Consider the following 13,877-nt stretch of genomic DNA (forward strand, 5'->3'; position numbering starts at 1 on the left):
GGAGAATTTTATTGCCCGCCTACAAAACGGGCAACAGAGGTGACAGGTTTACGCCGGAGGAGTCCGACGGTGTCACAGTCGGTCAGGAACCGGCTTGCCAGGCCAGTTCCTGCCTGTAGTGATTTTAAACCGCCGCAGTGCTGGTTAATTAGCTCGTCGTTCCCCAGCCTCCCAACTATAAACATCCGTGCCAATTAACGAGTCGCCAAGCTCTTGATAATCGAAATCATAAAAATCAGCACAGGCGCCGTAGCCTGAGTAGTCCACTGCGGCAAGCCCTACAAATGCTCCGGTAAAGAAACCGCCATAGCTCTGCAGGACATAGTCATCGGAAAGGACGGCGGCATCGAAAACTACCGGGATTTCAACAAACTCGGCGCCGTCAAAACTATACTCATAGCTATAGGTCTGCTTCCTGACTTTTGTCCGTAACCACACGTATTCGACGTCGTCAGGAATATTAATCGCGTTATCTTTCAGGTATGAAGTATATTTTCCACGATTGTTTTCGGCAACCTCGATGACTCTGCCGTTAATTTCATTCCAGGTTACAAAAGCAAAACTCCAGTGACGGTCGTTGTAGTAATTGGTTAATCCGGCCATTTGTTGGTAGCTGAAAGGATTAAAAGCGACTTTAACTTCAGCATTAAAGTAAAAGGCTTGCCAGCGGCGGGCAATAAGCGACAAATCATGCGTATTCGCTAATGATCCCTGGCCGATTAAGGTAAGCTTTCCGTCGCCTGTGGTACCCATCTTTTCGGTAAACGGTACCCGCAGTGTATTCCAGTTGAGATTAAGCGTTGGCGTAGTAAATTCATCGTGCTGGCTATTATCATTCGCGCTTTCGGTATAAATGGCGTCTTTTGGGCCCTCAACAAACGTTTTACCGCCGTGACCGCCCACAATGCGCGGCCAACCATCGTCATCCCAGTACACTTTTTGGATAGCCGTTTCCCGGCCAAGCGTGGACCAGCCGCGAGGATCATAGATTGATTCTCCGGGACGATTCCACGGACGAGCGCACAGCGAAGCATAATACCATTCGCCTTCGGGCGTCGAAACCAAAGCGCCATGTCCTTGTTTCTGGATATAGCTGTCAGGGGTATCAACGTTAGTTAAAAATACCTCTCCAGGCTCGGTTTCGAAGCTGTCCGCATTTAACGTCGTGGAACGGGCCACCACTTCCTGATGGGTAAATACCGTCCCCCCCTGAGCAGCAAAGAGATAATAATAGCCGTTCAATTTATAGAGATGCGGCCCCTCAACGAGCGCTACTGCGGTACCGCGATAGATAGTCCGTGCGGTTTCTGGCATTAATTTTAAAGTTTTTGTATCAAGCTCTGTTAAGGTAATCCCATCAAAAGGATGGTGGTACTCCCGATGATCCCACGTCTGTTGCACAATATATTTACGGCCATCATCGTCATGGAAAAGTGAAGCATCGAAACCCACGCCATTCAGTTTTATCGGCGCACTCCACGGGCCGCGAATATCTGTTGCGGTAGTCAGGTAGTTTGTCATGTCTTTAAAGGCACCTTCGGTGACTTTCACATCGGTATACACTAACCAGAATTTACCATCCGCATAAGAGAGCGCCGGAGCCCAAATGCCGCCTGAAGACGGATTCCCCTTCATATCTAAGAGGGTAGTGGTTGACAGTGGCGACGGCAGAAGATTCCAGTGCTTCAGATCTTTTGATTCATGTAAACGAACGCCAGGAAACCACTCAAATGTCGAGTTGGCGATATAGTAGGTGTCCTCAACACGGATAATACTAGGGTCGGCATTAAAACCACGTAATATAGGGTTTTGGATAAGGGACATATTATTACACCTTTATAAATTTAAAGTTTAATCTGTATTGGATTTACACCCGAATCTCATCAAGCTGGCGGTTAATGTCGCTGACGTGTTTGTCTGAGATGGGATAAATTTGCATGACGATCATTGATACAATCGCTAAGGCGATGGGGATCCAGACCGCTGTCATCATGATCCCATCGATAGCGCTCGCGCTTTGCTGCGCGCCGGTTTCATTAAATCCATAGACGGCCAGCAGCCACAGAGGAATGGCGCCGCCAATGGTAAAGCCAATCTTGAAAAACAGTCCCATAATGGCATTAATAATTGCTGCATTTCGCTTACCAGACTTTAATTCACCATAAGCAATAACTTCAGGAACCAGCGCCCACATAAATCCGGTGGCTGAGGTTAAGCCCCACTGTTTAATGAATGTGGCGATGTAAGCAAGCCACAGCGCATCGTGCATGCCTTCACGCGACCAGACGTAAGTTAATAATTCACCGGCAATAAACATTCCCAGGAAAATGTGGAAGAAGCCTTTTTTACCAAAAATCTTTTTTAGTTTTGGCCAAAATATGGGGAACGCAATACCGGGTATGGAGGCGACCAGCCCAACGGCGCCCATCCATTCGGAGTGACCAACAACATACTGATTGAAAAAGCCGTTAACCGTGTTCATAAAGAACATGAAGGTAAAGGCCAGCATGAAAAACAATCCAAGAATGACGAGTGGACGATTATTTTTAAGTTCAAGGAACAGATCGGTTGTTTTAACGTTGGCGGTCTGTTCGGCGGTCGCAACAACGCGTTCTTTTGTGAATTTATAGCAAATGAAAAGTGCCACCGCACCTAATAACATATACACGGAGTAGACGCCGAACCAGGCGTAATTCGCTGATGGATCGGTATAGTTTCCCAGATTGAGTTCTATGCCAAAAAAACCAGTATCCTTCAGGCTACGGTCTTTTGGTGAGGCCATTTGCACGAACATCGGGAAAAGGGTATACACCAGAAGATTGGCGCTATTAGCCAGCATCATTCGCGTACTGGTTAATTTATCAATAGATTCCGGATCTCTTGTCAGTGAGGCATTAAGAGAACCATAAGGGATATTCACCAGGGAGTAGACTAAATCCAGCGCTAAATAAATGATAAAGGCGAACGGTACGGAACCTCTCACGCCAGGAATGGGAGCAAAAAGCAAAGCGGAAAGGATCACCAGCGGCACGCCGGCTCTTAACAGCCAGGGACGGTATTTACCCGCGACTGACGTCCTTTTGTCTACATAGGTTCCAACCATCGGATCCCAAAACACATTGATTATTCGTACGAAAAGAAAAATGAACCCCGCAGTGGCCGTACTGATCGTATTCACCGTCAACATATGTAGAGCAAGAAAGCCGCCTATTGTGCCGAAAACCAGGTTTTGCGCAAAATCGCCCATCCCGTAGCCAATACGTTCCCCACGAGTTAACTTATGATATTCATCATTGCGACTTTGCATTATTTTTTTACCCATTCTGAGCAGACTCCGGTTTGTTGTGTGAGTGTGAAACACTTTCTGACACAAATGATCTCGAAGAATCTATTACGTTTTTAAATTAATTAATTATGTTTTTTTACTTCTGTGATCCTCAGAGCAACAGCCACTCGACACAATCTATGTACTCTATATGGATTTTCTCGCATTAAATATTTGAAAGTAATATTTGCGAGGTGGCTCACATTTGAGTGTTTTCTCAATCGCTGAGTGAAATAACGTAATTGAGTAACCGGTTTATTGAATACAGGATGTGTCATAGTTGTTACATCTCTTACATTCACCAATGTCGGAGGCATTATGCCATCTTAGTTTAGGCGAAATACTATCAAGGGTTTTACTCACGATATAATGATGCCCACGCGGCAGAACCTCTGTGGCGATGATTTTTCTATCAGCGCTAATCATTAATTTCGATTGTGGAGAAAGAATTACGATACTAGTTTAAAACCTCTGTAACGGTACAAAATAAAAATAAATTGTTCTCCCAATAGCGACATATTCTGCGTAGCCAGAGTAAGGTTGTTATTGTCTGAATAAAATTAACCTCAATTGAGATAATGATGACAATGATTAGAAAGCTTCCATTAACTATGGCGGTTATCGCCGCGTTTTCTCCGCTTACCTCTGTAATAGCCCAAGAATTTACCCAGGAGCAGATCGACGCCATCGTCGCCAAAGCGGTTGATAAAGCGCTGGCCGACCGCCAGGCTAAAATTGATGCCGCGGCCGATAAAAAGGTTGATGTTATTACCAACCCGCAAACCACCGCCGCTTCGCCGGATATGGCGATTCCTTTCGGCCTGAAATTTAGCGGCTACGCCCGCTATGGCGCCCACTTCCAGACCGGCGACCAGAAATATGTTGGCGTCGACGGCTCCTATAACGGCGCCTCGGCGATCGGCCGTCTCGGTAACGAAAGCAACGGCGGCGAATTTCAGATCAGCAAAGCGTTCAAAAGCGCGCAGGGGGCCATCTGGGATCTTAACGTCATGTTTGACCACTGGAGCGACGAGGTTAACCTGAAAAAAGCCTACGTCGGCGTCACCAACGTCCTCGAATCCAACCCCAACGCCTATATCTGGGCCGGCCGCGACTTCCACCAGCGCCCGCAACAGGGGATCAACGACTACTTCTGGATGAACCACGACGGCCAGGGCGCGGGGGTGAAGAACTTCGATATCGGCGGCGTGCAGTTCGACGTGGCGACGGTGTCGCAGGTGAAATCCTGTAGCCCGGAAGTGATGGCCGATGAGACCAACCCGTCGCGCATCACCTGTACCGGCAGCTCCGATACCGGCGATAACGGCCACTACGCGCTGACCACCAAAACCCACAACATCAAGGCCGGGCCGATCGACGTCGAGGTGTACGCCAACTACGGCTTTGACTCAAAAGCGGTGGACAGCGACGCGCGCCTCGATGCCTGGCAGGGCGGGCTGGTGCTGAGCCACACCAACGACAGCGGGGTGAACAAGGTTATCCTGCGCTACTCCGACAACTCGGATAACAGCGTCTACAACAAAACCGACGACCTGACCACGGTCTACGCCAGCTTCGAGGGCAGCCATAAGTTCACCCAGCAGGCGCAGATCGAGTATCTGCTGGCCTTCCACGACTACGACAACGGCAAGGATAATACCGACAACCGTAAAAACTACGGCGCGATCGTCCGGCCGATGTACTTCTGGAACGACGTGCACTCGACCTGGCTGGAAGCGGGCTACCAGCGCGTTGACTACGACCAGGGCGGGGATAACCACGGCTGGAAGCTGACGCTGTCGCAGAACATCGCCATCGGCATGGGGCCGGAGTTCCGCCCGATGCTGCGCTTCTACGTCACTGGCGGCCAGGTGGATAACGAGCACACCGCGAAACTAGACGGCACCAGCGACGAGCGGCTGGATTCGCTGAACATCGGCGGTATGTTTGAGGCCTGGTTCTGAGAGAATGTGTTTACGGGAATACCAGACTGGCCTATGCCAGTCTGGTAGTTTTTGGCGCCCAGAACGCAATTTTATTAACGTCTCTATTAATATTTTCTTTTAATAATTCCTTTATTAAAAGGAATGAGTTTATTTCGACTCTGAAAGTTGAATTTATAATATTTAAATAGTTTCCATCTGTGATTGAGTAAATTACATATTGGTTGTCGTGTTGAGATTGCAAGAGTTATTGGTTGAAATTATTGCTTGTCAGCGATATTGATCTATGCCAATTAAATGACTTGTTATCTCTGGATCTTCGTATCTGCTGGTTGATATATTGCCCTGGTTTCTTTAAACATAACGTTGTGAATAAAACGAAATTTACTCCACAATCATTCCTTAAGGAAAAGGGACCGCTATGGCTGATTCATTCCAGAATGAGGTGCCGAAGGCACGTATTAATTTAAAGTTATCCTTACATACCGGGGGGGCGCAGAAGAAGGTTGAACTACCGCTTAAATTGCTCACCGTTGGTGATTTCAGTAATGGAAAAGAGCATCGACTATTGGCCGAACGCCAGAAAATAGATATCAATAAGAATAATTTTAATAGTGTGCTTTCTGAATTTAACCCAGAGATCAATCTCACCGTTGAGAATACGCTGGCCGGTGACAACTCAGAAGACAATGTTAAACTGCGTTTTTCCGATATAAAAGACTTTGAGCCCGAACAGGTTGCCCGGCAAATCCCTCAACTCCGCGCCATGCTGGCGATGCGTAATTTATTACGCGATCTCAAATCGAACCTGCTAGATAACGCTACTTTCAGAAAAGAGCTTGAGAGAATCCTTAAAGATCCAGCTCTGTCCAGCGAATTACGCGCCGAAATGAGTGCCCTTGCCGGGAAGTAAACGGCGGTCATCTCTTTTAATGGATTAACCGGGAATATGCTGATGTCTGTAAATACTGAAACGAACCCCGCGCAGGGGCAAACCGCCGTAATGAACAAAGAAAGCGTTTACGCTTCTCTGTTTGAAAAAATCAATCTGAGCCCGGCATCAAGCCTTGGCGATATTAATGTCTTTCTGGACGATGCGGCGCTATCAGAGGCCACAGCGGGGGAACGCCTGACCGCGGCGATGCAGGTTTTTATGGACTGCATTCGTCAATCCGGTCAGCAGGTGGAGAAACTCGATAAAACGCTTATTGACCACCACATCGCGGAGCTGGATTTCCGTATCAGCCGTCAACTCGATGCTGTTATGCATCACCCGGAGTTCCAGAAGGTGGAGTCTCTGTGGCGCGGCCTGAAGCAACTGGTAGATAACACCGACTATCGCCAGAACGTGAAAACCGAAATCCTCGATGTGTCCAAAGACGATTTACGTCAGGATTTTGAAGATGCGCCAGAGCTGATACAGAGCGGCCTGTACTGGCATACTTACACCGCCGAATACGACACCCCCGGCGGCGAGCCGATAGGCTCGGTAATTTCAGCGTACGAGTTTGACGCCAGCCCGCAGGACATGGCGCTGTTGCGTAATATTTCGAAAGTCTCCGCTGCGGCGCATATGCCATTTATCGGCGCCGTAGGGCCGAAATTTTTTCTCAAGGATTCAATGGAGGAAGTCGCGGCGATTAAAGATATCGGCAACTATTTCGATCGCGCTGAGTACATTAAATGGAAATCGTTCCGCGATACCGATGACTCGCGCTATATCGGCCTGGTCATGCCGCGGGTATTGGGCCGTCTGCCGTATGGGCCGGACACGGTTCCGGTGCGCAGCTTTAACTACATTGAGCAGGTAAAGGGGCCGGATCACGAAAAGTATCTGTGGACCAGCGCGTCATTCGCCTTCGCCTCGAACATGGTACGCAGCTTTATTCAAAACGGCTGGTGTGTGCAAATCCGCGGCCCGCAGGCGGGCGGCGCGGTGAAAGATCTTCCCATCCATCTCTATGATCTCGGTACCGGAAATCAGGTGAAAATCCCTTCCGAGGTGATGATCCCGGAAACCCGTGAGTTCGAATTCGCCAATCTGGGCTTTATTCCGCTGTCTTATTATAAAAACCGTGACTACGCCTGCTTCTTCTCGGCTAACTCAACTCAGAAACCCGCGCTGTACGACACCGCGGATGCGACAGCCAATAGCCGTATCAACGCCCGCCTGCCGTACATCTTCCTGCTGTCGCGCATCGCCCACTACCTGAAACTGATCCAACGCGAGAACATCGGCACCACCAAAGATCGTCGCCTGCTTGAGCTGGAGCTCAATACCTGGGTTCGTGGCCTGGTTACGGAAATGACCGATCCGGGTGACGAGCTGCAGGCCTCACATCCGCTGCGTGATGCGAAAGTGGTAGTGGAAGATATTGAGGATAATCCAGGCTTCTTCCGCGTCAAGCTGTACGCGGTGCCGCACTTCCAGGTGGAAGGCATGGACGTCAATTTGTCTCTGGTTAGCCAGATGCCGAAGGCGAAAGGGTAACACGCCTGTCACTATCCAGGTCGTCTGGCTCGACAGGCTACAGCCTGTCTGGCGACAGACAACACACCCGCGCCATCTCAGGATGATGGCGTGTCAAAAAATGAAATGGAGTAATTAACATGGCAATACCAGTCTATTTGTGGTTGAAAGACGACGGCGGGGCGGACATTAAAGGTTCCGTGGATGTGAAAGATCGTGAAGGCAGCATCGAAGTGGTGGCGCAGGAGCATAACCTGTACATCCCGACCGACAACAACACCGGAAAGCTAACCGGCACGCGTATCCACACGCCGTTTCTGTTTACCAAGGAAATCGACTCCTCAAGCCCCTATCTCTACAAGGCGGTGACCACCGGCCAGACGCTGAAGTCTGCCGAATTCAAGTGGTACAAAATCAATGATGCTGGTCAGGAAGTGGAATACTTCAACACCAAACTGGAAAACGTGAAAGTGGTGAAGGTCAATCCGCTGATGCACGACATCAAGAACCCAGCCTACGAGAAGCACAGCCATCTTGAGCAGATTGAACTGCGCTACGAAAAAATCACCTGGACCTATAAAGACGGCAACATCATTCATTCCGATTCATGGAATGAACGAACGACAGCCTGACGTCTGAAGCAGGCGGTTCGCCGTCTGCTTTTTTGCTAAGCGCCTGTGACCGCTGGCTTTTAGCAAAAAACAATCAGCCTGCCCGACCTTGCGCGCTTTGGTCTCCTGCATTACGGGAAACGGCGATGGGCGGTAGCGTGTCCGGAATCGACAAAGAGAGAGTCTCATGGAAAACCCAGCCATCCTGTTACGCCGTTTAAACCCTTACTGCGCCCGTGCCCTGGAAGGCGCCGCTTCGCTGTGTCAGGCCCGCGCGCATGCGCAAATCCTTCCCGAACACTGGCTGCTAAAACTACTGGAGCAGGGCGAGGGAGACCTGACCGTTTTAGCGCGGCGTTATGAGTGGGATATGGACGCTATCTGGCAGGATCTGCTCTCTTTTCTGGAAACGCTTCCGCGTTCGGTACACAGCCGGCCGCAGCTGTCCGGCAGCATCCAAAGCCTGATGCAGGAGGCGTGGTTAAGGGCTTCACTGGCGGGGGAGACCTCTCTACGCAGTGTTCATCTACTGATGGCGTTAGTCAGCAACCCAACGCGGGTGCGCTGTGACAGTCTTTGGCCGCTGTTAACATTGGGACAAGCGCAGCTTGAACACCTGCGACCACTATTAGATATGCAGTCTGATGAGCGCCCGGAATTACAGCCAGATGAGCCTGGCCACGCTGGCGATGTGGAGTTTGTCGGCCGCCCGATGGAATCGGCCGTGAAGTCCGCTGAGATGACCCCTGCATTACAGAACGCGCTGGATAAATTTACCCTTGATATCACTGCTCGGGCCCGTGAAGGCAAAATCGACCCGGTTTTTGGTCGCGATAACGAAATTCGTCAAATGGTGGATATCCTGTCGCGCAGGAGAAAAAACAACCCAATCCTGGTTGGCGAACCCGGTGTCGGCAAAACCGCGCTGGTCGAAGGGCTGGCGTTGCGCATCGTGGAGGGCAATGTGCCGGACAGTCTGAAGCCGGTTTCATTGCGTACGTTGGATCTCGGCTTACTGCAGGCCGGCGCAGGCGTCAAAGGGGAATTCGAACAGCGGCTTAAGAACATTATCGAAGCGGTACAGCAGTCGCCTGTCCCGGTGCTGCTGTTTATCGATGAAGCTCATACTATCATCGGCGCAGGCAACCAGGCCGGTGGCGCGGATGCCGCTAATTTGCTCAAACCGGCCCTGGCGCGCGGCGAACTGCGAACTATCGCCGCCACGACCTGGAGTGAGTATAAGCAGTACTTCGAGCGTGATGCCGCGCTGGAGCGCCGCTTCCAGATGGTCAAAGTCGACGAACCGGACGATGACACCGCCTGTCTGATGCTGCGCGGGCTGAAATCTCGCTATGCTCAGCATCACGGGGTACATATCACCGATGAAGCCATTCGCGCCGCCGTGACACTTTCCCGACGCTATCTCACCGGTCGCCAGTTGCCAGATAAAGCGGTGGACCTACTGGATACCGCATCGGCCCGCATTCGCATGGGAATCGATACGGTGCCGGAATTGTTGACGCGTATGAAAGCGCAAATCACGGCGCTGGAAATGGAAAAACAGGCGCTACTGGAAGATGCCATGGTCGGTAGCGGTAGCGACGAAGCGCGGTTGGCGGCAATTGAGCTGGAAGAATCGCGTATTATTTTACAGCTTGACGATCTGGAAACGCAGTACGGCCTGGAACTGAAGCTGACCGAGCAACTGCTGAGCTGCCGAGCGGATCCTTCCCGCCGCAAGGAGATCGGCGCATTACAGAGCCAACTTGCCAGCGTCCAGAATAACCATCCGCTGCTGGGGCTGGATGTCGATTTACGTACCGTAGCAACGGTGATTGCCGACTGGACCGGGGTACCGCTCTCTTCATTGCTGAAGGACGAGCAGACGGAACTGCTGGGTCTCGAATCTCATTTGGATAAACGAGTGGTGGGGCAGAATATGGCGCTAAACGCCATTGCCCAGAGATTGCGGGCGACCAAAACCGGGCTTGCACCGGATAACGGCCCGCAGGGCGTATTTCTGCTTGTCGGTCCGAGCGGCACTGGAAAAACGGAAACCGCGCTGGCGCTGGCTGATGAGCTGTTCGGTGGTGAGAGATCGCTGATTACCATCAATCTTTCCGAATATCAGGAGCCGCATACGGTGTCTCAACTGAAAGGTTCGCCTCCCGGTTATGTCGGCTACGGTCAAGGGGGTATTCTCACCGAAGCGGTACGCAAACGCCCGTACAGCGTGGTCCTGCTTGATGAAGTGGAAAAAGCGCATCGTGATGTGATGAATGTGTTCTACCAGGTGTTCGACCGTGGCTTTATGCGCGATGGCGAAGGACGCGAAATCGACTTTCGTAATACGGTGATCCTGATGACCTCAAACCTCGGCAGCGATCGGCTGATGCTGATGCTGGAGGAGCATCCGGAAGCGACAGAATCCGATTTACATGACCTGTTGCGCCCGGTGCTGCAAGAGCATTTTCAACCAGCGCTGCTCGCGCGTTTCCAGACCATTATTTACCGTCCGCTCAGTCAGCTGGCGATGCGCAAAATTGTCAACATGAAACTCAACCAGGTCAGCCAGCGTTTGTATCGTCATTACGGTATGACTACCGATATTGCCGAAGGCTTGTACGACGCGTTGACGGACGCCTGCCTGCTGCCGGATACCGGCGCGCGTAACATTGACAGCCTGCTTAATCAACAAATTCTACCGGTGCTGAGTCAGCAACTGTTGAGCCATCTGGCGGCAGGGTTGAAGCCGCAGAGCCTTTCTCTGGATGTCGATGAAGAAGGCGGCGTGGTCATGGAATTTAGCCACTCCTGATGAGGATTTCTTAGCGTCAACGCCATCCCGGTACAGGATGGCGCGGGCGATGGGCAAGCAGAACACTATCTGCAGGGCATTGCGGTCTTATGGAGAAAAAATATGACCTGGATGAGTTCGTTGGGCCGTGAGCGCAACACAACCGCAGGAGCATAACCTGCATGGTTGGGAATATGAATTTAATCTCAAGCAAAGCTACCCAAAACGCGAACAGATAAACCAGTATCGCGAGAGCGACCTGGCGTTTATTCAGCGCCTGCTGGCTGAAGTCGGCATATTCTATTATTTCACCCTGCAGGAAGAGGCGCAGAGCGAAGTGGTGAATTTCGCCGATGCGCAGCGCACGTTGATATTTGGTAAGACACTCCCCGTCAACAGCCCGTCGGGAATGAGCGACAGCGGGGCGGAGTCCGTATGGGGCTGCGAGGCGGAGAGTGAACAGCGCAGGGAGGATCTTTATTAATGGCATCAGTTCTTACATTGATTAGTGCGAGCCAGGTAGCGCCGGAAGCGCTGGCCGCACAGACCCAGCAGCGTTTGCTGCTGTGGGAAAACTGGCTGCAGCCGGTCACGGCCGAGCAACCAACGGGCGATGATCCCGGCTATGACGATGATTTCCAGTTGATGCGCGAAGAAGTGAATAAGCTATCCGGCGCCAATACCGATCTGATTTGTCAGCTTGCGGAAAAGCTGCTGACCACCGTCACTCAGGATATCCGCGTCGCCTCATACTACGCCTGGGCCCGCCTGCACCGCGATGGCGAAGCGGGTCTGGCTGATGGGCTGGAATTACTGGCTGGATTAATGCAGCGTTTTGGCGTGAGTCTACACCCGCAGCGGGATCGCAGCAGGAGAGCTGCCCTTGACTGGCTGGCGAGCCAGCGCATGCTCGACAGCCTGTCGTTATACCCGGAGGTATGCAACAGCGATGCGCTACGTATCACCGGCGCGTTGCTGATCATGGAGCAGACGCAAGAAGGGGCGGTCCCCGGCGCGTTGTGCGCCGCCCTCGAAACCCGGTTAATGAAATCCGGCGGGCCAGAAGCTGTGGTCCCGCAGAATATCAGCGATGCGCCGCTAGCGGCGGTGGGGGGCAGCGCGCCAGTGCTCAGCAGTATCACCTCTGGTCAGGAGCTGCTGACGCAGGCGCGGGTGCTGGCAAAGTATCTCAGCGACCAGCCGGATGGCTGGCTCTCTGCCCATCACCTGATAAAGAGCATTCGCCATGATACGCTGCATCAGTTGCCGCCGTTACTGGCGGACGGCAGAACTCGTATTGATCCGCCAAAGCCGGACCAGCGGGCGCTGCTGAAAAGGCTGTATCTCCAACAGAGCTGGATGGAATTACTCGAGCAGGCCAGCGAGATGTTTTCCCGCGGCGCAAACCATCTGTGGCTGGATCTGCAGTGGTATGTTCACCAGGCGCTGTTGAAATCCGGGCGCGACGCGCAGGCCGCTATTATTCAGCATGATCTGCAAGGACTGCTGGCACGTTTGATCGGCCTGGAAGGGTTGGCGTTTAACGATGGTACGCCGTTTGCCGATGAGGTGACGCTGAACTGGATACAGCAACAGGTGCTGGATAATGCAACCATCTGGCTGGACGACACCGCTTCCCGCGCCGTCACCGCTTCCGGCGACGACAACATCCTTCAGTTAGAGCCGGAGGCGCTGGCTCTGGTCGACAGCGATGGCGCTGAGGCGGCGCTGACCTGGCTGCAGCATCGTCCGGGTATCACCACCCCCAGAAGCCGCTGGTTACTGCGATTATTGATGGCGCGGATTGCCGAGCAGAGCGGGAAAAACGAACTGGCGCAACATCTGCTGGCGGAACTGGACGTGCTGGCAGCCACGCTGTCACTGGCACAATGGGAACCGGAACTACTGTTTGAAGTCCGAGCGCGTCATCTGCGGCTGTTGCGCGGTAAGGCCGGACGCAGCGAAACGGAAAGAGCTCGTCTGCAGTCGCAGATGGACCGTTTGCTGGCGGACCTGATTGCTATTGACCCCGCCCGCGCGGCGGTGCTGTGCGTTTAAACGCCTGATGATCGTCATGGACGAGTAACGGATAACATACGATCGATGATTTAACCTTGCGCTATTTCGATGCTGGATCTCGACAAAGCCGGTACGCCGGATCCCTACGTAGAGCGTCTGTTTGAAGGGGTTGCTTTTTCCATGGAGCGCTTGCGGGAAAAGATTGATGACGACCTGCCTGAGCTTACCGAAGGGCTGGTTAGCATGCTGTGGCCGCACTATCTGCGCACCATTCCGTGGCTATCGGTGGTGGCGCTGACGCCGGAACTACCGACGATGAAGATGGCGGAAACGGTGCCTGCCGGGCTGGAGATATATTCCCGCCCGCTGGGGCCGAAAAATACCGTCTGCTGCGCCGCCTGCGCAGAGCGTGGGGCCGCGTGAGCTACCGTTTATCGACAAGGATCGGCTGGACCACGCGGCGTGGGGCTATGACTTTGCCCACACCGGCATCGTGGCGCAGCTGGGTTCGCCGCAGATGCTGGATTTTTACGATAATAGCGTCCTGCCGGGCCTGCGAGTAAAACAATTATTGAACTTAATATCGGCGAAATAATTAATACACGCACGAACGGATATGAAATAACTGCTGAGAATATTTATCGTGGCCAATATTCATTGACCGCTACAAATATCATCATCAGTTATATATGGAGGTTCATCTATTAGCATA

9 protein-coding genes and 2 pseudogenes are annotated in these 13,877 nt (G+C 52.1%); 9 read left to right on the forward strand and 2 right to left on the reverse strand.

The features are described from left to right. Positions 1-144: 144 nt before the first annotated feature. Together ABLU80_RS18230 and ABLU80_RS18235 are read right to left on the reverse strand one after the other, a co-directional pair. On the reverse strand, positions 145-1,824 hold the full coding sequence (locus tag ABLU80_RS18230; protein ID WP_221694561.1) for a glycoside hydrolase family 43 protein: 1,680 nt from the start codon (positions 1,822-1,824) through the stop codon (positions 145-147). A 43-nt stretch (positions 1,825-1,867) separates the two neighbouring features. After that, positions 1,868-3,307 carry an MFS transporter gene (locus ABLU80_RS18235; RefSeq protein WP_162184131.1) on the reverse strand — a complete coding sequence of 480 codons (1,440 nt, stop codon included), beginning with the start codon at positions 3,305-3,307 and terminating at the stop codon, positions 1,868-1,870. A gap of 599 nt (positions 3,308-3,906) precedes the next feature. On the opposite strand from ABLU80_RS18235, the gene ABLU80_RS18240 reads away from it, so the two are divergent. The 9 genes and pseudogenes from ABLU80_RS18240 to ABLU80_RS18280 all read left to right on the forward strand — a co-directional run bounded on the left by ABLU80_RS18240 (position 3,907) and on the right by ABLU80_RS18280 (position 13,760). Continuing rightward, positions 3,907-5,289, forward strand: coding sequence for a carbohydrate porin (locus ABLU80_RS18240; RefSeq protein WP_086630268.1), 1,383 nt, complete (start codon positions 3,907-3,909; stop codon positions 5,287-5,289). A gap of 400 nt (positions 5,290-5,689) precedes the next feature. Then, positions 5,690-6,181 (forward strand): type VI secretion system contractile sheath small subunit, encoded by a 492-nt coding sequence (gene tssB, locus ABLU80_RS18245; RefSeq protein ID WP_047080525.1) that lies wholly within the window; start codon positions 5,690-5,692, stop codon positions 6,179-6,181. A gap of 42 nt (positions 6,182-6,223) precedes the next feature. After that, the gene (gene tssC, locus ABLU80_RS18250; protein ID WP_015705647.1) at positions 6,224-7,759 is read left to right on the forward strand and encodes a type VI secretion system contractile sheath large subunit; all 1,536 of its coding nucleotides are present in this window, start codon (positions 6,224-6,226) and stop codon (positions 7,757-7,759) included. A 119-nt stretch (positions 7,760-7,878) separates the two neighbouring features. Beyond that, on the forward strand, positions 7,879-8,370 hold the full coding sequence (gene hcp / locus ABLU80_RS18255) for a type VI secretion system effector Hcp (RefSeq protein WP_015366299.1): 492 nt from the start codon (positions 7,879-7,881) through the stop codon (positions 8,368-8,370). 166 nt (positions 8,371-8,536) lie between these two features. After that, the gene (tssH, locus tag ABLU80_RS18260) at positions 8,537-11,167 is read left to right on the forward strand and encodes a type VI secretion system ATPase TssH (protein WP_348850291.1); all 2,631 of its coding nucleotides are present in this window, start codon (positions 8,537-8,539) and stop codon (positions 11,165-11,167) included. Between the two features lie 145 nt (positions 11,168-11,312). Next, positions 11,313-11,588: pseudogene (locus tag ABLU80_RS18265) on the forward strand (phage late control D family protein); the annotation flags it as partial. Between the two features lie 41 nt (positions 11,589-11,629). Beyond that, positions 11,630-13,204: a type VI secretion system protein TssA gene (gene tssA / locus ABLU80_RS18270; RefSeq protein ID WP_348850292.1), complete on the forward strand. Its 1,575-nt coding sequence runs from the start codon at positions 11,630-11,632 to the stop codon at positions 13,202-13,204. A gap of 72 nt (positions 13,205-13,276) precedes the next feature. Continuing rightward, positions 13,277-13,555: pseudogene (locus tag ABLU80_RS18275) on the forward strand (type VI secretion system baseplate subunit TssF); the annotation flags it as partial. Positions 13,556-13,574: 19 nt separating this feature from the next. Next, entirely contained in the window at positions 13,575-13,760 is a 186-nt protein-coding gene (locus ABLU80_RS18280) for a hypothetical protein (RefSeq protein WP_348850293.1), read from the forward strand. The last annotated feature ends 117 nt before the right edge of the window (positions 13,761-13,877 follow it).

This window comes from Klebsiella sp. CN_Kp104 (genome assembly GCF_040064515.1).
Classification (GTDB): domain Bacteria; phylum Pseudomonadota; class Gammaproteobacteria; order Enterobacterales; family Enterobacteriaceae; genus Klebsiella; species Klebsiella aerogenes.